This window comes from Echinicola salinicaeni, from assembly GCF_014280965.1.
In the GTDB taxonomy this organism is placed as follows: domain Bacteria; phylum Bacteroidota; class Bacteroidia; order Cytophagales; family Cyclobacteriaceae; genus Echinicola; species Echinicola salinicaeni.
Genome location: NZ_JACODZ010000006.1, coordinates 203721 through 224316, shown reverse-complemented (window position 1 = coordinate 224316; position 20596 = coordinate 203721). Strand labels below are relative to the sequence as shown.

The window sequence follows — 20596 nt, the reverse complement described above, 5'->3', positions numbered from 1 at the left end:
CTAAAAAGGCTAGACTATGAAGCGGATGCATCTTTTTGAGTTTGAGGATTTGAGCTGGTTTCCGGACCTGATCAGAAACTATATGACAGATTTTTTAGCTTTTCTGGCCAATGTTACCAAAATGTACCATCCTATTTTACCAATTCTAGAAAAGGGCATTCATGCTAGTGGAGCTGGTCATTTTATAGATTTAGGATCAGGAAGTGGAGGAGGCTTGCTTTCTCTCAATAAGGAATTATTGAAAAAGATGCCTCATTTGAAAATTTGGATCAGCGATTATTATCCAAATTGGGAAGCCTTTGAGCGGGTAAAACAGCAAGCAACGAATATTGATTATGTCAAAAATCCTGTTGATGCCCGAAATGTGCCTGATGAGCTTAATGGATTACGGACCATGTTTTTAAGCTTTCACCATTTCAAGCCAACAGATGCCAAGGAGATTTTACAGGATGCCATTCATGCAAAAAGTCCGATTGCCATTTTCGAAGCGCAAGATAGGACATTAGTAAGTCTATTAGCGATGTTTTTTTCCCCTATTACGGTACTATTGACGGCACCATTTATTAAGCCATTTAGTTTGGGGCGCTTGTTTTTTACCTATTTGGTACCTATCATTCCATTAGCTGCTTGGTGGGATGGGATCGTATCCTCTCTTAGGACCTATTCCATACCTGAATTGATGGAACTAATCAATGATTTGGAAGGAGCAGATAAAATGACTTGGGAGATGGGTAAAGAGAAATCAGGCCCTGGTTTTGTTATTTACCTTTTGGGTATACCGAAATAGCCTTTTTAAAATTATGTAGATCTAATTGCTGCTTGCTCAAACAATGAGTGAGCTACTAGTTGTTTGGTGATTGGAGGAACCTAAATGAAAGAAGATTTTATTGGTTTTTAAAGCGGCTTTTATGCAATCATTTTTATAGAAATCATAAATATTGGTTTGATTGAAATTGTAAAATGACATATTCCTTTTAATCTTTCCTGGAACCATTCCGAAGGAGTCCTTAAAGCATTTACTGAAGTATGCAGGACTGTTGAACCCTACTAGATAAGCTACTTCTGAGATAATATATTTCTTCTCAGAAAGGTATTTATAGGCTTGAAGCAGTCTGATATAGCGAATAAACTTTCCAGCAGAAACATTCAGGTCATGTTTTAGCTTACGGTGGGTATGTTCCCTGCTATAGTGGAGATTTTCAGAAAGCTGACTTACAGAAAAATTAAATTCACCTAAGTTTTTTAAAACAACTTTGGCTGCTTCTTGAACAAATCGTTCATCTATTTTGGTTGAAGTGTCTTCCATTTTAAAAGTATTTTTGGAGCTATATCCATCAAAAATTAAACCTAATCTAAAGCTCTAAATAATATAGATATTTTATGGGTGAATAAAAAGGTATTAACTGTTCACTTTGAGTGCTTTATAAGCAGATTTATGCCTTGCATGACCTTTTAGAAACATGAACGACAAAATATCATCAATACATAGTCAGAATTTGTAAATAAATAGTTTAATTCATTTTAGAAATTCACTGGGGTTTGAGAATGTTCACTTAGTAATTAGTTAGATGTCCAGGTTTAGGGGTATTTATTTGAACAAGCATGTTTATTTATTATTAAATATTAAGGATCAGACTAAGATTTAATTATTTCGATAAATGATTGTGAAAAATATTTTTTAAATTGAATGTGTTGTTAATCAATAGATTATATTTTTCAATAAAAATCTTGAACCAATCGAAATGCTGACATATGGGAATTTGGCAGAGCACAAAAAGAATATTGTTTCGTTGGCACTTGATTCCGCCCCATAAATGGAGAAAACCAGCAATAGTCCTTGTGGCAGCTATTTTGGGGCTTGGAATATATTTGATAAAATTGAGCAATGCAGCTTCTTATTTATCTGATGATCCCCAAGCTTGTGTTAATTGCCATCTGATGACCCCGCAATACATCACTTGGGCAAATAGTTCTCATCGTGAAGTGGCACATTGTAATGACTGCCATGTACCTCATGATAATGTATTTAATAAGTATTTCTTTAAGGCTAAGGATGGACTATACCATGCCTCCATATTTACACTACGCAAAGAACCAGAAGTGATCAGGGCTTTGGCACCCTCCCAAGCAGTAATACAAAGTAATTGTATAAGGTGTCATGAAACACAGGTTACAGATATCAAGACAATGACGTTTGTAGCCCATCATAAAGAAAACCGTACTGACAGGACCTGCTGGGAATGTCACAGAGATGTACCACATGGAAAGGTTAAAAGTCTTTCATCGGTGGGCTATCAAATAGAGCCAATCAAAGCACATGCTCCAAGCGATCCGGAAATAATTCCCGCTTGGCTGAAGGCCTCCATGGAAGCGAAAAAAAATCAAGACGATCAAAATCAATAGGGCTATGAAAAATTGGATTCTTTTTACGTTGACCGCTGTCATTGTTTTTTTATTGGCAATGTTGGCTTACTCCATCATGGACAGGAAGACTGAAGCTAGATTTGCTTATGTCCCTAAGGTAGATATAAATGATATAGAACCGAGGGATTCTGTCTGGGGACTTAATTTTCCAAGGCAATATCAGTCTTATATGAAGACCAAGGACACCTCCTTTCATAGCATGTATAATACCAGTGGCCATATAGCAGTTCTTGAAGAGGATCCTGAGTTGGTAATTCTTTGGGCAGGCTATGGTTTCAGCAAGGAGTACAACCAACCGAAAGGACATGCACATGCAGTTGATGATATCAGGAAAATCCTGAGAACAGGAGCACCTATGGAGGCTGGAGAAGGTCCAATGCCCAGTACCTGTTGGACTTGTAAAAGTCCTGATGTACCCAGATTGATGAAAGAGCTTGGTGTAACCGAATATTATAGTGAAAAATGGTCTGATTTTGGTTCTGAGGTGATCAATCCAATTGGTTGTGCAGACTGTCATAATCCGGATAATATGAATCTCACCATAACTCGCCCCGCTTTGATAGAGGCATTTGAATCAATGGGAAAAGACATCGATGCTGCAAGTCACCAAGAAATGCGAAGTTTGGTCTGTGCCCAGTGTCATGTGGAATATTATTTTGTGAAAGATGCCCCTGGAAAAGAAGGAGCTCAATACCTGACTTTCCCATGGAGAGATGGTATGGATGAAAAGTCCGTGGAGGCTTATTATGACGAATCTGATTTTGCTGATTGGGTACATCCAATTAGTAAGACGCGGATGCTGAAAGCTCAGCATCCTGATTATGAATTGTTCACACTTGGTGTGCATGCCAAGAGAGGAGTTTCTTGTGCAGATTGTCATATGCCCTATAAGACGGAGGGTGGGCAGAAGTTTACAGATCACCATATTGGTTCGCCGCTTAGTAATGTAGAGAATTCTTGTTTTGTATGTCATCGGGAGAAAAAGGACGATCTGATTTCAGATGTCTTTGAGCGTCAACGCATCATCAAGGAAGGTTCCCAAAAGTTGATGAGATTGATAGCCATGGCCCATATTGAAGCGGGCAAAGCCTGGGAACTGGGTGCTACTCAGGAACAAATGGATAATATTCAGCTTGGGATCAGGCATGCACAATGGCGATGGGATTATGCGGTGGCTTCACACGGAGCTGCTTTCCACGCACCATTGGCGACCAGTAGCATTGTCACTTCAGCTACCGGTATTATAGAAGAAACTCGGATAGCCCTGGCCCGGTTGTTAGCTGATTTGGGACATAATAAACCTGTAGAAATGCCGGATTTTGAGGATACGGAAGCCTTGCAGGCATATGTGGGCTGGGATATAGAAAAGGATAAGGCTGCTAAGGAGAAATTTTTGGAGGAAGTGGTCCCGGTTTGGTTAAAAGAGGGCAAAGAGCGTGAGGAAGGATATACTGTTAAGATGGTTTCAGATAAATAAAGGATATGGCCAAAAGGAATCTCGAATGGTTTATTTTTAGTATGATTACCCAAATTAACATTGTATGAGATTAATAAAGTTTCTGGTATCCAGCAAGTTCATGCTCTTGCTCTTGATATTGTTTGCCCTGTCCTCAGCGGTGGCTACATTTATGGAAAATGACTTTGGTACTGCTGCGGCTTGGGAAATGATTTATGAATCTTTTTGGTTTGAAATGATCATGGTCCTATTGGCGATCAACTTTTTGGCTAATATTCGGAGATACCGACTTTTTACCAAGAAGAAATGGCCTATTGGCTTATTTCACATTGCCTTTGTTCTCATCATTATTGCTGCTGGAATTACCCGGTATTTTGGGGAGGAGGGAATTATTCATATTCGAGAAGGGAATGCCCAAAATATTTATTACAGTAATGAGTCTTACCTCCAATTGAGATCTGTTCATGATGGTGGCCATGAAAATTTTCAAAAGCCGATTACCCTTACTGCCAGCAGCAATTTGCCTATAAAGATAAAAGCACCTTTTGAGGAAGGGCTTCACCTGCAAATCAAGGAATTTATACCCCATGCCAAGGTAGATTTTAAATATGGGAGCCAGGATTATTTGGAGCTGGCTTTGACCACAGGAGGTGGAAGGGAAGACTTCACTTTACCGGTGGGCAAGGACTTACCGATGGGAAGCATAAGTTTGGGAACCAATCTAGATGCAGATCATCCCATTAATATTTTCAAGGAGGATAGTACTTGGATGATAAGCACCAAACAGCATCTTCAGGTGATGGAGATGAGTACCCAGGAAATAGGAGTTTTACATGCAGGAGAAATAAGGCCATTAAAATTGCGTGCCCTTTACCAATGGCCAGAAGGGGCTTTTTTAATCAAATCCATTCAGGAAAATAGTAAGCAGGTATTTGTAGAGGAAACTGATCCTGATATGGCGGAAAACCTTGCCGATGCAGTTTTGTTGGAGGTTTTGGATCATAAAGGGGAATTGATTGAATCTGCTTATGTTCAACTTGTAAAGATCAAGCCCAATTGGCATTCATTTGAATATAAGGGAAAGACTTTTCAGTTGACTTTTGGTCCTAAAGCCAAGCTCTTGCCATTTTATGTCTATCTAAAGGATTTTCAGATGGAACGCTACCCCGGGAGTCAAAGTCCCTCCAGCTATGCCAGTGAAGTGGTAGTTGAAGATGGAGAAAAGGCCTTTGATCAACGTATATATATGAACAATGTGTTGGATTATAAGGGCTATAGGTTTTATCAGGCTTCCTATGATATGGACGAAAAAGGTACTGTGCTCTCTATTAACCAGGACAGATTGGGAAGCACTCTTACTTATATAGGTTATTTTTTATTGGGTTTGGGTATGTTCTTTACGCTTTTCACTCTTAACAGCCGGTTTCAATATTTGAATCTTCGACTAAAAGAGATAAAAAAAATAACGGCAGTTCTGCTATTCTTCTTTTGTCTGAAGGGTGCCAGTGGACAGGGAAATTTACCCGGACAATGGATTATTCCTGGGGAAAGGGCCGAAAAATATGGTCAATTGGTTGTACAGGACTTGGATGGACGTATGAAACCCTTAAACACCTTGGCTCATGAGATTGTCAGGAAATTAAGTGGAAAATCAACCATTTCTATAGAGGAGCAAGGGCTGGAGCTGAGTCCTGAACAATTTCTCCTATCCGTACAAATGTATCCTGAGATGCTCAGTAAAATGCCCATTATCAAGGTAGATCCAGATAAAGGTGCTCAAATATTTGAGAAAATGGGTGTTGCTGAAGCTGAGAGAGTGAGCTTTATGGATTTTATAGATGAAGAGGGGCAATATAAACTTCAGTTGATGGTAGAGCAATCCAATATGCTTAAACCATCTGAGCGTAATGAGTCAGATAAGGAATTGCTGAAAGTGGATGAGCGATTCAATATTTTTTATGGATTATTGACAGGGGATTTTTTAAAACTTTTTCCTAATAGGGTGGATGAAAATAATACTTGGTTTACCCGTGAGAGCAATATCAATGGATTTCCAGAAGAAGATGCGCTTTTTGTTAAAAATATCACCAATATCTATTTGCAGGGATTACAAAATGGATTGAATACCGGGGATTGGTCCAAGGCAGAGGAATCACTAGGGTATATTGACCTGTTCCAGCAGAAGGCAGGAGCCGATGTCTATCCTGATGAGAAAAGGGTCAATGCGGAGCTCTTGTATACCAAACTGAATTTGGGGAATCGGCTTTTTGGTGTTTTTTGGCTGTTAGGTATCATCATGTTGGTTTTGGCAATTTGGCAAATGTTCAGCACCACCTCTCTTAATAAGGCTTTATGGAAAATCGGCTTACTGTTGACAGGGATTGGTTTTTTGGTTTTTACTTTTCATCTGGGATTGCGCTGGTATATCGCCCAACATCCACCATGGAGTGATGGCTTTGAAATGCTGGTTTTTGTAGGTTGGGGAGTTTTATTATTTGGCTTAGTGTTTTCAGGGAAATCCAAGTTTACTGTACCTCTGGGCCTGTTGTTCTCAGGGACCTTGTTGTTTGTGGCATTTTTGGAATGGCTCAATCCGGAAATCACGAACCTGATGCCTGTTTTACATTCCTATTGGCTCAAAATACATGTGGCTATCATTGTCAGTAGCTATGCGCCATTAGCTTTGGCAGCTATCATGGCATTGTTTTCTTTATTATTAATTGTCTTTAGGCCCAAAAAACCAGATAGTGCATGGAATAAAAGCATTTTGGAACTGGCCATTGTCAATGAGCTGGCCATTACCATTGGACTTTTTCTGCTTACCATTGGGACATTTTTGGGAGGAGTTTGGGCAAATGAAAGCTGGGGACGCTATTGGGCTTGGGACCCAAAGGAAACTTGGGCCTTGATTTCAATTTTGATTTATGCTGCTGTCTTGCATTTGAGGTTGGTGCCTGGCTTGAAAAATTTTATGGTATATCAACTGGCCAGTCTTTGGGCTTTTTCCTCCATCATTATGACCTCTTTTGGGGTGAATTATTATTTGTCTGGTTTGCATTCTTATGCTAAAGGCGATCCAGTGCCCATTCCTCATTGGGTATATTGGTGTGTAGCGATTCTGTTGTGCATTTCCATAGCTGCTAGTATTAGGTTTAAAGGCATGCCAACAAGTAGCAAGGCGATCTTGAAAGTTTGATTGAATTGAAGGAAATAAAAAAGACTAAACCGACTGGCTTAGTCCTTAATTTCTAGAATTTATTTCCTTTTTTGGTCAAGTTCTTTTTTCCTTTTTTGTGCTTGTTCCAAAATGGTATCCAAAGACATTCGGTCATAATATTGACCATCGTTGATTACAGCAAAGATGTCCTGGGTAGCGCTTATATTCTCCAATGGATTACTGTTCAAAATGACTAAATCAGCCTGCTTTCCTTTTTCGATACTGCCCATGCTTGATGATTTACCCATAAATTCAGCCGCATTTATAGTTGCCGCTTGAAGTGCCTGTAGTGGGCTAAGTCCAGCTTCTTCAAATAGGACCAACTCTTGGTGAAGCGCATAGGCTGGATAAACAAAAGTATTCAAGGCAGCTGCGTCACTTCCCGCTAAAATCGTCATACCAGCTTTTTGGATATAAGGAAGTTGCTTTGCGATCAATTGATAGCGGGTTTTGCTTGCTTCCCATTGTTTTGGTGTATAATCCTTTAACCTATCTATGCGCCATTGGTAGTTTGATGTAAAACGCTCAGTTAGGTAGCTTAAGAATTCATCATTGGAATGATTGTCTTGATCATAGTAGGCCAGTTGCTTTCCTCCAATCAATGTAGGCGTAACAGCCAATCCCAATTTTGCCAACTTTTGGTAATTCATAAATGCGGAATCCTGATCGAAACGTTCAGCATAGTAATTATTGGCTTCTCCTTTGGTCAAAGTCCCTTCCGCCACCTGTTTTGCAATTTTATTTTCGTTCGTTCCTAGCCTCAAAAAATAACTGGCATGTTCTACACTTGAAAGTCCTGCATTAGCCAGTTGTTCTATGCTAAGATCTAATGGAACATGTGCGGAAACCAAAAAACCCCTTTCATGAGCCTGCTTTACACTTTTTAGAAATAACTCTCCCGACAATGCGTTTTCGGTTACTTTGACCAGATCCACCTGATAGTTTTCCAGTTTATCCAGCATTTGCTTTAATTCCTCTTCATTGGCTATTTCCAGGTCTCCTTTCCAAAAGGAGTCAATACCTTCCAGTTTTCTTCCAGCAGTGAAGATCTGAGGAGCAAGAAATTTGTTCTGTTCAATATCTTCCCTCCATTGTAGCACTTGCTCACCAAGGTCACTGGCCATATCCCTCACTGTGGTAATTCCATGGGCAATAAAAACAGGGAAAAGGGCCATATTATCCTCGATCAAGTCTTGACCTTCAAAATGCACATGCATATCCCATAAGCCAGGGATAATATATTTGTCATTTGCGTTAACCTGGTTTTCTAAAGGAACTAGCCCTTTCAATTCTTGATCATCTGCGATTAGTTTAATCTTAGCACTATCAATAAGAATTGCTTTTCCCTCTTGGATACTTCCATCTTTGACATTGATGATTTTTGCTTGCCGGATCAGTTTTGTCTGAGGGGACAGTTTAATATCCAAGGGTTGAGAAGACCCGCAGGAGAGAATGCCAAGGAATAAAATTGTTAAAAATGAATTAATGATGTACTTCATTATAAAGTTATGTTTTAACAAATGATGGGGTTTATATATAATTTCCAAAATTAGTGACTAGGGCTTCAAATTTACTATACTCTCGAATTAATGATGGATTTTCTCGAAGTTAGGCATTCAAAAACTGATTTATATGGCCCAAGATGCAGTTAAAGCATCATTTTTAATCCATCCTCTGATTTTTTCGTATATTTAATTGATAGGACTAATCCTTTGATCATGAAATATCTAGCTTTATCGCTTTGTTTTATATTAGTTTTTGGGCTAGGCTGTAGCTCTGATGATGCTGATCCCAATATTCCGTCCATGATGACAGATGATAAGGATCCTGATGATCAAAATGATGGTGAATTAGGAGAGGTATTGTATCAAGGAGATTTTATGGATGATGCACATCCTACTTCTGGTATTGCTTCAGTTGATCAAACAGGAAGTGCATTGAGTTTTACCAATTTTAAAACGGACAACGGTCCTGTATTGGAGGTTTATTTGGCCACAGATAGAAAAGTGGATGATTTTGTGTCTTTGGGCGAACTGAAAGGAATAGAAGGTGACTTCACTTATGATATACCCAGTAACGTTGATTTAGAAACTCATAATTACGTACTGATTTGGTGTGTGGAGTTTTCCGTTAATTTTGGTTATGCTATTTTGGAATAGGGATGAGTTTTTATTTGATTTCAATAACCGGCTCTTGATTTAAATAACCTAGAGATTGTAAAAATTTATCCGTTTTGAGGATGGTATCTTTATAATTATCGAACTGACCATAATTAAAGAAGCCATGTCCCTCATCCTGATAGAGGTATAAATCACATTGAGAACCAATTCTTTCACTTACAGTTTGATAATATTCTGCTGTTTCCACTGGGATGAGTTTATCATCTGTACCAAGGAAGAAAATAGTAGGAGGAAGGCCTGCTTTTAAATTATGTAAGGGTGAATAATCTTTGTATTGCTCACCAATGCGTTCATAGCCATAGCCTCCAGGTCCATTGTCAATAACGGGATTGAAAAGCACCAAGGCATTGGGAATACAACTTATTTTATGATTATCATTCGGATCATTGAAATCTGGAATTACTGCTGTAGCAGCAGCCAAATGTCCACCTGCAGATCCTCCAGCTCCAATGATCTTGTCAGGATCAATATTAAAATCATCTGCATTTTTTCGAATATACCTAATAGCTGATTTGGCATCCATTAAAGATTCAAAAGGGCTAGTGCCGTGGACATTTCTTATCCTGTAGTCCACCAAAAAACAAACTAAGCCTCTTTTTGAGAAATATTGGGCATGGTGCTGAAACTGGCTTTTACTGCCACCCACCCAGCCACCGCCAAAGAAGAAAACCATGGCAGGTTTATTATTTGCTATTTCAGTCATGGGAGGATAGTAAACCTCCATATATAGATTGGTGGTGTCTGCTGTTTTGTATAAAAGGGTTTCCTGGGCGAAAGTCTGAGTAAACAATAATAGCAGAATATAGGTGCTTATGAATTTTATTTTCATGAGTTTAAAGGTGGCTTTGAAAATTTATGGTTAAATGAAGGTTGGCTCACCAAATATGCTGTTTAAAGCCTTTTGCTTCTGGTTTATTTAAGTTGATGAGGTAACCGTTAACTATAGCATACAATAGTTCATCATTTTTCTTTAAAAAGAAATTGGGATTACTGCCCATTTTGTAGCCACTGGGAATACTGTCCATTTCCCTAAGTACCAGTAGAGGTAGGTCATGAAATGGAGATTCAGCATTGTTTTTAACTTTTATGCCCAAGAAGCCTTCTTTTAATAGCTCGAATGCTTTTTCATGGTTAAGGTCACTGATATGTTCAATAGCCTCATCGGCCAGTTTTCCTTCAACATATTCTAGTCCGGAGGCATCCAGTTCTTTATATCCATAATATACTGATAGGTCTCCTACATCATCAATTTGTCCTCTCACAGCATAGCCATTGTCCATTTCCATGTTTTGCCTTTTGATACCCAGATCCAGCTGATATTTGTTTTTGCCATTATTGATAGTAACGTTCCTTAGTACCAAGTCCATCAATTTTCGGTCATTATCTGGAATCCGGAAATAATCTTCCACAGCATAATTATTATAGTCGCCATGGGCAATTTCATACAAGGCATTCAAGATAATCATAAAGTTGAGTTGTCTGATATATTGTTTTTCTGGATCATTAGGGTAACCGCCGGACTCAATAAGGATGGTACTGGTCCCCCATTTTTGGAAATTGTCCCCAAAGGCTCTTGGTTCAAAAGCATCATTATATTTGCCCACCTGTCCAGGTATTACTTCTTGAAGTATCCTATTCATACCTACGATTACTTGCATGGCACGGGCACGTACATCATTTACTTCAGTTTTGTAATTGTATGCCGGGGCCAAGACCGAGATGGTAGCAGGTTTTTCTGTTTGTTCCACATTATAATAAATCTGCTGATCGTGGAGGTTAAAGCCAAAGAAGGGTGCAAACTCTTCCCTTGCCGCTTTAAGGATGCTGGCTTCTGGGGACACTTCTTTGATGGCATCCCTATTGAGATCAATGCCATAGGCATTTCTTCTTGTGAAAACCTCCGCTCCATCAGGGTTGATCATAGGGATAAAACGAATTTTAAGGTTTTCCTTGATTACATTCCTGATAATATTAAAACTATCATTTTTTGCTTTTAAGAAGTTAAAAAGGTCAAATAAGGCCATGGTAGCCGTACTTTCATCACCATGCATTTGTGACCATAGCAGTACTTTGGTTTCTCCTTCACCATATTCCAGCTGTTTGATGCTACGGCCTTGGACGGATTTTCCCAATTCTTCAATTTTAAAAGTGCCCGAATGCTTTTCGATCAATGGTTGCAAATCCTTATGCTTAAATCTTCGGTGAGTGATTGCTGTTTCTTTGGAGGATTCATATGCAGCATTCAGCGTAGCGGGTTGTAGGTTTTGCAATATATTTTGCCGTTCACTACAGGAAGCAAGCATGAATAAAAGTAATAAGACAAAAGGAATATATTTTCTAATAGAGTAAATCATATGAATGAATGGATCAATGAATAGCTTGTTTGGGTTTTCTGACATGGTATTTTTTCAAATCAAAGATGAAATTACTTGATCTAGTTTGGTTTTTAGATCACTGAAATCAGTGAAATCCTAGCTAAATACCCTATAGTAGGTTCAGGAAAGTATAAATCACTTTTTATTGTCAATCAAAATACTAAACTTAATGCATATTTAATATGGATTTACTTTAATAAACCCCAATATATCATGAGGCTACAGGTTTTTATTAAACAGCTTCCCTTGAAGCATACCTTTACCATAGCACATCAAAGTAGGGATGTGCAGGAGACTCTTATAGTTAAATTAGAGGAGGGGAACCTGTTCGGTTTGGGGGAGTCCACGACAAATCCCTTTTATGGTATGACTGTTGAAAATATGAAAGCTGCTTTGGAAGAAGCGAGCCCAATAGTAGAAAAGGGAGAATGGGAAAGTCCTGAGCAACTATGGGAAATGTGTAAGGAGGTATTTGCAGAAAACCCTTTTGCCCAATGTGCTTTGGATTTAGCTGCTTGGGATCTTTTTACGAAGAAAAGGGGACAGAAGCTTTATGAATATCTCCAATTGGATCCAGCAAATATACCTACCACCAATTTTACAATCGGCATAGCAAGTACTGATAAGATGGTGGAAAAGATGAAAGAGCTGGCCTGGCCCATATATAAAATTAAGCTGGGCACCGATCACGATATGGAAATCATCAAGGAGTTGAGAAAGCATACCGATGCGGTATTTAGGATAGATGCCAATTGTGCCTGGACTGCCGATCAAGCCATCAGTTATTCTAAGGAACTGAAGCGTTTGAACGTGGAATTTATGGAGCAACCACTGGGCAAGGATGATCTTGAGGGAATGAAGGAGGTTTTTCAGCACAGCCATTTGCCGGTAATAGCTGATGAGAGTTGTATAGTAGAGTCCGATGTGTTGAAATGTCATGGTCTTTTTCATGGGATCAATGTGAAATTGGTCAAGGCTGGTGGAATAACTCCCGGTCTTAGAATGATCTATAAGGCCAAAGAATTGGGTATGAAAACTATGGTAGGTTGTATGACGGAATCTTCAGTGGGGATTTCAGCGATTGCCCATATCGCTCCATTATTGGATTATGTAGACATGGATGGGGCAATGCTTTTGTCTAAGGATATTGCCACAGGAGTTAGCATTGTGCCCGGAAAGGTCTCCTTTCCTGAGGGACCGGGTATTGGAGCAAAGCTTTTGGATTAAACTATTTTTAGGTAAACTGGTAATTTGGGACTTAAATGCAACACCATCCAATCTCACATAAAATAGGCCGTATTATTCCCTGGCAAGGGAAAGATTACCTCTATTTCAGTGGAACGGCTTATTTAGGAATGGGAAGTGTGCCTGAGTTTGAAGAGATGATCATGGCTGGGTTGATGCAGTATGGACCAAACCATGGGGCAAGTAGGTTCAGTAATGTCCAACTCCGAGTTTATCAAGAGCTTGAGGATTATTTTGCTCAAGAGGCAGATGCTCCGTTTGCATCATTATTAAGTAGTGGTTTTATGGCAGGGTATATTTGTCACAGCATATTGGGTGAAATATGTGATGAGTTATGGCCTGCTCCAGATGCTCACCCTGCTATATTACCCAATAACCTTGATGTAGATTCAAATTGCTCTTTTGGGGAGTTTGCCCAGAACTGCATTAAAAAAAGCCATACCTGTAAAGGAAAGACTATAGGTATTCTTTCCAACGCTGTGGATACTATAAAACCCGCCATTCATGATTTTCAGTGGGTGGAAGCATTGTCACCAGCCAATCAATATTACCTGCTTATAGATGATAGTCATGCTTTTGGGGTTTTTGGAAAAGGGATTTTTGGTACCTATTCTTTTTGGAAAGACCTTCCTGTACAGCTAATAGTGACAGGATCTTTGGGAAAAGCCTTGGCTACACCTGCGGGAATGATTCTTGGAGATGCGGCTTTTGTGGGGAAGGTGAAGAACGGGGCCATGTTTAGGGGAGCTTCTCCTGCTGCGCCAGGCAATTGCCAGGCATTTTTGCAAGCAGGTAGCTTATTTGCCCACCAGCAGAGATTGTTAAGAGGGAATATGGAATATGTTTTTGATAAGGTCAAAGATTTACCAGGACTGCGATTTGAGCAGGATTTTCCAGTTTTAACATTTGAGGGATCTGGTTTTGCTGAGCAACTCATGAAAGCAGGAATTCTTATTTCTTCATTTTCATATCCCCGGCCTGAAGATATTCCTGTAGATAGAGTGATCATTTCTGCTTACCATAGAATTGAAGATTTAGATTTTTTAGTTGATCAGTTATACCTTTTATTCAGGTAATCAAGGATGATTTTTTTCTGTTGGTTTACTTTTATTGAAGAAATCTTGTCAAGATAATTTACATCAGTGGAAATTATTGAAAAATATTTTGTCCAAATATAATTCAATGGAATAGGCGTTAATTCCCAAATTTTGATGGATTAGATATCTATATAATTGCAAATAGCTTACTGTTTTCCATGAATTTATTGTATCTTTTTTGTATATAAAAAACTGTAAATCAAATAGTTAAAATAATACTTTTATGATTTTAGGTAGTGGTAAAAATATTATAGTTTATTTAGGTCATTTGTTAAAAAATTAGATATGTATCTAGAAGGTTAACGAAATTTATAATGTATTATATGTTAAAAAAGTAATTATTTAAATTAGAAAGTGTTAAAAATACTTTATATTTATAATTAGCTTAATAAATTAAATAATCCCTATGAACAAAAATCTACAATCCCTGATGGTGTTTGTGATGCTGCTGTTCAGTCAGACAGTTTTAGCACAAACCAAGACGATTTCAGGAACAGTTACTGATGCTGGTGATGGAATGCCCATACCCGGAGTAAACGTTTTTCTGAAAGGTACTACGAACGGTACTTCCACCGATTTGGATGGAAAGTATACTTTAGCCAATGTTCCTGAAGATGGTGCGTTGGTATTTTCTTTTATTGGATATATTTCCCAAGAAGTTGCTGCCGCTGGAAAAAGCACGATCGATATCAAGCTTGCCCAGGACACAGAAGAATTGGGCGAAGTGGTGGTAACCGCTTTGGGTATTAGTAAAGAAAAGGAAAAGCTGGGCTACTCAGTGACGGAAGTGGGCAGTGAGAGCTTAAATAAAGCCCGTGAAACGAATGTGGCGAATTCACTTGCTGGTCGCGTAGCGGGTTTGGTGGTGAAAGGAACCAATAGTGGTCCAGGTGGTACAGCAAAGATCACCTTGAGAGGTTTACCAAGTATCAGTGGTACAGGGTCACCACTTTATGTGATCAATGGAGTACCCATGGATAATTCACAAAGAGGTTCTGCCGGTCAATGGGGCGGTAGTGACAATGGTGATGGTATTGGTAACCTAAGCCCGGATGATATTGAATCCATGACTGTTTTGAAAGGTCAGGCGGCTTCGGCACTATATGGTACCAGGGCTTCGAATGGTGTGATTATGATTACGACCAAGAAAGGCGCTAAAGGAGATGACTGGGCGTTGAATTACACCTTAAATTATATGGCTGAAAATCCTGTAGATTTTACGGATTTCCAACAAGTTTATGGTCAGGGTACTGGAGGTATCAAGCCGGGCAGTGCAGATGAAGCTAAGACTACCGGAAGGTTGGCTTGGGGTGCCATGATGGATGGCAGTTCGGTCATAGGTTTTGATGGTAATCAATATACCTATAGCCCAGCCTCTGAAAATTATATTGATTTTTACAGAACAGGTTCTAACCTTACCAACACTGTATCTGTTTCCAAAGGTTTTGCTGAAGGATCTTTTAGATTTTCCTATTCTAATTTGAATGCAAAGTCTATTGTTCCTAATAGTGATGTGAACAGGAATACCTTTAACCTCAACGTTGATCAGAATATTTCCGATAAGATCAATGTTTCTGCGATGATTAACTATATCGATCAGCGTTCAGAAAATATTCCTTTCTTGAGTGATGGACCTAAGAATCCTAATAACTTCTTATTCTTAGCCCCTAATATTGATCACAATATATTCGCTCCGGGATATGATGAAGCGACGGGTGCAGAGACTGTATTCAGTGATGATATTTATGTGACCAATCCTTATTTTATCACGAATCAAGGAGTTAATGATTTGACAAGAAGAAGGATGATTACTGCTATTTCTGCGAAATACAGTTTTACGGATAAAATCTATGCAATGCTTAGAATGGGGAATGATGTTTCTAATGATAAGGTATTTAGTGTAGATCCATATGGCATGGCTTATACCAATAATCTTCAAGGTGGACTCTCAAGCAGAGGCCAGTCTGAAAGATCAGAACTTAATGTAGATGCTATTTTTGGCGCTGAATTGGACTTGACCCAGGATATTAACTTGGATGCGATCATCGGTGCCAGTGTTAGAAATAACAAGTATGAAACTGTAGGAGTAGGAGGTAGTAGGTTTGTACTTCCTTATTTGTATTCTCCTTTTAACGTGGAGGCATTTTCCAGATCTTATGATTATGATGAAAGAGAAGTTCATTCAGGTTATTATTCATTGGGTTTTGGTTACAAAGATTTCTTGACATTGACTACCACCGGTAGATATGATATTTATAGTACCCTGTATCCAACTGATGATGCTGGAATATTTTCTCCATCAGTGACAGCTGCCTTCATTTTTGATCGCTTGCTGAATATTCCAGCGATGGATTTTGGTAAGTTAAGAGCATCCTATGCGGTAACCAGCGGTGAGCCTTATGAAGCTTATTTGACTAAATTCTATTATTCTTCTGCAAATGCTTACAATGGAGTACCTGCAGGCTCTTCTCCTTTGACTTTGCCTAACCAAAACTTAAAGCCATTTACAACCGATGAAATTGAAATTGGTTTGGATGTAAGTTTCTTTAAAGGAAGATTGGCCTTTGATGTGGCTTACTTTGATAAAACCACCCATGATGAGATCATGAATGCCAATTTAAGTATTACATCAGGCTTTAATGGTTATACCGTAGCGACAGGTTCTACCAATAATAAAGGACTTGAAGTATTGGTAACAGGTGTGCCAATTAGAAACAATGATTTCAGTTGGACAACTTCATTTAATATGACCAGCTTGGAAAACAAAGTGCTAAGTACGGATAATAATAACAATCCTGTGAATTTGGGCCAAAATAGGGCTACCCTGGGTAATGCGGTTACGGCTTATGTAGTGGGTGAGTCTGGTCCTCAAATCAGGGCTTATGATTATGCCTATGATAACGATGGAAATATCATGGTAGATGAAGCGGGACTTCCGATTAGAGGTGAATTGAAAAACTGGGGTACTGTATTGCCGACTTTCTATGGTGGTTGGAATAACGAATTCAGCTATAAGGGAATTAATTTGTCTTTCTTGATTGATTATAGCTATGGTAATAAAGTGCTTTCTGCTACCGAATTCTATTCTCATTTTAGAGGATTGCACAAAAATACACTTGTGGGAAGAGAAGGAGGCGTGACCAACGATGGTGTTACGGCCAGTGCCGAAGATTATTATAGGGCTTTGGTACAGAATGTTACAGCAACTAGTGTGGTTGATGGAGATTATATCAAGTTGAGACAATTTACACTTGGTTATTCTTTACCGTCCAGAATATTTGCCAATACTCCAGTATTGAAAGGTTTGGACATTTCCTTTGTGGCCAGAAACCTGGCGATTCTTATGCGAAAAGCGGATAATATAGATCCAGAAGCAAACTTCGGATCCAATATTAACTATACAGGTATAGAAGGTACCAGTTTGCCTAGCACTAGATCTTTCGGGTTTAACCTTAACTTTAAATTGAATTGATCATGAAAAGATATATATCCTTATTCTTAACAGGATTATTGCTGGCAGTCTCTGCCTGTGATGATAATTTTGAAGATATCAACACCGACCCCAACCGAGCGGACGGTAATTTGTTCGATCCCAACCTGATCCTGCCAACTGTATCCTATAATTATGGAAATATGATGACAGGTTATACAGGATCCATACTTTTCCAAAGTATGTGGGTACAGGTATTTGCCTCTACTACTACCGGTGGGGCCAATTATTATTCCAATGGTGATAAATACGTAGCCTCGGTGAATACCAATAGCTATATCCAGAATGTTTGGGCGAATGGTTATTCAGCCGCCTCTAGAATTTACCAAATGCAGTCTCTTGCTCAAGAAAAGGGCATGACCAATTTGGATGCTGTAGGACAAATTATGAAAGTCTTGACATTGTCCTTTGTGAGTGATATTTATGGTGATATTCCTTATTCTGAAGCTTTACAAGCTGAAGATGGGATAACTCAGCCAGTTTATGACGCTCAGGATGCCTTGTATATGAGGATGCTAGAGGACCTTGACGGTGCGTTGAGTACTTTGGGGTCTGGTACAGATGCTATTACCAATGATGTGATCTATGACGGAGATATTGCCAAATGGAAGAAATTTGGCTATTCCTTGATGCTCAAAATGGCCATGAGGTTAGTTGATGCAGATGCTACCACTGCGCAGACGTATGTGCAAAAAGCCATAGCGGGTGGGGTCTTTGCTTCTACTGCTGATGAAGCTGTTTTGGTGTCAGATCAGACCAATGGATATTCCAATACCAGTGCCAATGCCCTGAATACAGTAGATGATGTATACGAAGTACGTTGGTCCAAAAAACTGATTGATTTTATGAAGGCTGTGGATGACCCAAGGCTTCCGGTGATTGCAGAAGTGCCACCGGCTGGTTTGGCAGCCAATAGAAATGGTAATGTAGTCGGTGATAATGATCCTGCAGTACAAATAGGTTTGCCAAATGGTTATGACCTTAAAGGTGGAGATACGGATGTAGTCAATGAGCCTAACTATCCAGGAGCTACTGGTTCTGGGGATGATGTGGCTCCAATAGGTGCTTATTCTAGGCCTACTGCTATCTATAGAGACAGAGATGCGCCGGTATTTGTAATGACTTATGCAGAAGTGGAGCTTTTATTGGCTGATGCGGCTTTGAGGGGGTATAGTACCCCGATGACTGCTGCTGAGCATTATAGAGCAGGTGTGATCGCTGCGATGACCAGTATTGGTAAATTTGGTGGAGGAGTAGTGAGCGCTGCAGATGCAGTGAGTTTTGCTGATGCCAACCCGCTGGATATGAGCACTACTGAGAATGGATTGAAAATGGTCAATGAGCAGATCTGGGCTACTACTGGTGTGATGGTTAACTTTGTGGAATCTTGGAATAACTGGAAAAGATCAGGTTATCCTGAATTGACTCCAGTGACCTATACAGGTAGTTTCTCTCCAGGCCAAATTCCTAGAAGACAGCTTTACCCAGCTTCAGAAAGTACCACTAACCCTTCTAGCTTAGCTGATGCTATTGCCAGAATGGGTGGTGATTCTTGGACAACAAGAGTATGGTGGGATGCTCAATAGGCATTCGATTATAATGATTTGAATAAATGCAAAAGGAGGGTTTCGGCCCTCCTTTTTTTGCTTGATCTTTATTGGCTAAATTTCTTTTATCTCCATCACCACAAAGGCTAATTCGTCTTCTATATTGTGCTGAGAAAAAATTTGGCCATCTTTTACAAAGCTATTTGAGATATAAAAAGACTCCGGCAATTTATTTTCGGAAATTTGCTGAAAGTTTTCGTCAAAAACGGTGAGTACACCGGTCCATGTTGAGCCGTTCTTTCCGTGTGAAATTCTATAATATCGTTTGTGTTCCGGATCAGCAATAAATCTTTGAAAACTGACTTCATGTCCCATCTCTTGATATAGCTTATTAGATTCCTCCTGCGAATGGGCTGTATTTTTGCTGGGTTTCCGAAGGCTGTTGACAGTGAGTTTGCTTGAATAGGTATGGTGTGTTACAGAATCATTGTCGATATTATAAACAAATAGTTCGTTGATCGCACCATTGGATAGAAGGATTTTGTTTCCTTCTAGCAGGAAATAAAAAGATGGGCTCGTGCTTTGTGTGCCACCCTTAATTTTCATGGTAATGTAGAAATCTTTTATTGCATCTAATCCATCTACAGGGATTTTTGTCAATGTTTTGCTTTTCATGTCGATTATTGCCATTCCCCTTGGTCCCTCAAAAATCCGCTCGTAAAAGGAATAGTAGGTGTCTCCATTAGGTCCCATATAGCCGAAAGTGCTTATTTTTTCCTTTGGTTTCAAAGTATCCCCATTTAGGGTTTCATTGTTTAATTGGAGGCTTTTCAGTTTTTGGGCATTGCTGTCAAACACTTGTACAAGGCCATTGAAATTATTGATCATAAATTTATCCTGGTCAAAATGATCAATGCTGGATACATAACTAGTGGTGCCATTAGGACCTTCTGTTTCGAAAGGGATTTGCCTTTCCAGTTTGTGCTCTTTTAAATTGATGACATCGATGAGGTTTTGCTTGTAATTATAGTTGAAATAATACTTTAGATCATCACTAAAGTCTGTCCTAGCATTTTGGTTTTCAATTAAAATAATATCCTCTCCCGAATCGATAAAAAGGGTGTCTACCACTTCCAGTGTGAATTTCTTTCCGGCATTGTCAGACAAACTTGAAGTTTCCTCAGAGGTTTTTTCATAACAAGAAGCAATCAAAAAAGGCAAAGCTGCAAAAAATAGCTTTTTCATAAAATATAAGTATTTGGTTCAAAATTCCCTGTAAAACTAAAGCTTTTGGTGAAAAATGCAATTGATGGGCGGCCCATGTAGGAGTCAGAGACTCCACTTTATTATCTCCGAAGGCACAGCCATCGGAGAACGGGCTGAAGAATGCAATTCGATAAACAAAAATGGAATGGCAAATTCCTGAGAAGTTATGGGTCGGGATTTCAAATCCCGACCAGCAAGTGTATGGTTGCGACGAATAAGCAGTGTTTGTTCATTTACAGTGTTAAAATTTCTAACATCTGTGTTTATCATATCTACCTGCCTGACCGGCGAGGCAGGTC

General features: G+C 39.2%; 14 protein-coding genes. 9 read left to right on the top strand and 5 right to left on the bottom strand.

Translation table 11 applies throughout. The features are described 5' to 3' along the window. Positions 1 to 16: 16 nt before the first annotated feature. Positions 17 to 787 carry a hypothetical protein gene (locus H7U17_RS13055; RefSeq protein ID WP_186757178.1) on the top strand — a complete coding sequence of 257 codons (771 nt, stop codon included), beginning with the start codon at positions 17 to 19 and terminating at the stop codon, positions 785 to 787. A gap of 36 nt (positions 788 to 823) precedes the next feature. On the opposite strand, the gene H7U17_RS13050 is transcribed toward H7U17_RS13055, so the two are convergent. Continuing rightward, the gene (locus H7U17_RS13050; protein WP_186757177.1) at positions 824 to 1306 is read right to left on the bottom strand and encodes a helix-turn-helix domain-containing protein; all 483 of its coding nucleotides are present in this window, start codon (positions 1304 to 1306) and stop codon (positions 824 to 826) included. Between the two features lie 446 nt (positions 1307 to 1752). Here H7U17_RS13050 and nrfH point away from each other — a divergent pair, with 446 nt between their 5' ends. From nrfH to ccsA, 3 genes are all read left to right on the top strand, one after another. Beyond that, positions 1753 to 2403, top strand: coding sequence for a cytochrome c nitrite reductase small subunit (gene nrfH, locus H7U17_RS13045; protein WP_186757176.1), 651 nt, complete (start codon positions 1753 to 1755; stop codon positions 2401 to 2403). A gap of 4 nt (positions 2404 to 2407) precedes the next feature. Further along, the gene (gene nrfA / locus H7U17_RS13040) at positions 2408 to 3901 is read left to right on the top strand and encodes an ammonia-forming cytochrome c nitrite reductase (protein ID WP_186757175.1); all 1494 of its coding nucleotides are present in this window, start codon (positions 2408 to 2410) and stop codon (positions 3899 to 3901) included. A gap of 64 nt (positions 3902 to 3965) precedes the next feature. After that, entirely contained in the window at positions 3966 to 7076 is a 3111-nt protein-coding gene (ccsA, locus tag H7U17_RS13035; protein ID WP_186757174.1) for a cytochrome c biogenesis protein, read from the top strand. Between the two features lie 59 nt (positions 7077 to 7135). Here ccsA and H7U17_RS13030 read toward each other — a convergent pair whose 3' ends face one another. Next, on the bottom strand, positions 7136 to 8596 hold the full coding sequence (locus H7U17_RS13030) for an amidohydrolase family protein (protein WP_186757173.1): 1461 nt from the start codon (positions 8594 to 8596) through the stop codon (positions 7136 to 7138). Positions 8597 to 8815: 219 nt separating this feature from the next. Here H7U17_RS13030 and H7U17_RS13025 point away from each other — a divergent pair, with 219 nt between their 5' ends. Beyond that, complete coding sequence (locus H7U17_RS13025; RefSeq protein WP_186757172.1) at positions 8816 to 9256, top strand: DM13 domain-containing protein; 441 nt, start codon at positions 8816 to 8818, stop codon at positions 9254 to 9256. A gap of 10 nt (positions 9257 to 9266) precedes the next feature. Here the strand turns inward: H7U17_RS13025 and H7U17_RS13020 are convergent, their stop codons facing one another. Next, positions 9267 to 10106 (bottom strand): alpha/beta hydrolase, encoded by an 840-nt coding sequence (locus tag H7U17_RS13020; protein ID WP_222439206.1) that lies wholly within the window; start codon positions 10104 to 10106, stop codon positions 9267 to 9269. Between the two features lie 46 nt (positions 10107 to 10152). Next, a complete protein-coding gene (locus H7U17_RS13015; protein WP_230981410.1) occupies positions 10153 to 11676 on the bottom strand; it encodes a M14 family metallopeptidase in 1524 nt (507 codons plus the stop codon). 189 nt (positions 11677 to 11865) lie between these two features. Between H7U17_RS13015 and H7U17_RS13010 the strand changes: the two genes are divergently transcribed. The 4 genes from H7U17_RS13010 (at position 11866) to H7U17_RS12995 (ending at position 19070) form a co-directional block, all read left to right on the top strand. Then, positions 11866 to 12879 carry a dipeptide epimerase gene (locus H7U17_RS13010; RefSeq protein WP_186757171.1) on the top strand — a complete coding sequence of 338 codons (1014 nt, stop codon included), beginning with the start codon at positions 11866 to 11868 and terminating at the stop codon, positions 12877 to 12879. 35 nt (positions 12880 to 12914) lie between these two features. Continuing rightward, positions 12915 to 13973, top strand: a complete 1059-nt coding sequence (locus tag H7U17_RS13005; RefSeq protein WP_186757170.1) for an aminotransferase class I/II-fold pyridoxal phosphate-dependent enzyme — start codon at positions 12915 to 12917, stop codon at positions 13971 to 13973. Between the two features lie 427 nt (positions 13974 to 14400). After that, complete coding sequence (locus H7U17_RS13000) at positions 14401 to 17466, top strand: SusC/RagA family TonB-linked outer membrane protein (protein ID WP_186757169.1); 3066 nt, start codon at positions 14401 to 14403, stop codon at positions 17464 to 17466. A gap of 2 nt (positions 17467 to 17468) precedes the next feature. Further along, entirely contained in the window at positions 17469 to 19070 is a 1602-nt protein-coding gene (locus tag H7U17_RS12995) for a SusD/RagB family nutrient-binding outer membrane lipoprotein (protein WP_186757168.1), read from the top strand. 75 nt (positions 19071 to 19145) lie between these two features. Here the strand turns inward: H7U17_RS12995 and H7U17_RS12990 are convergent, their stop codons facing one another. After that, positions 19146 to 20276, bottom strand: a complete 1131-nt coding sequence (locus H7U17_RS12990; RefSeq protein WP_186757167.1) for a DUF4221 family protein — start codon at positions 20274 to 20276, stop codon at positions 19146 to 19148. Between the last annotated feature and the right edge of the window lie 320 nt (positions 20277 to 20596).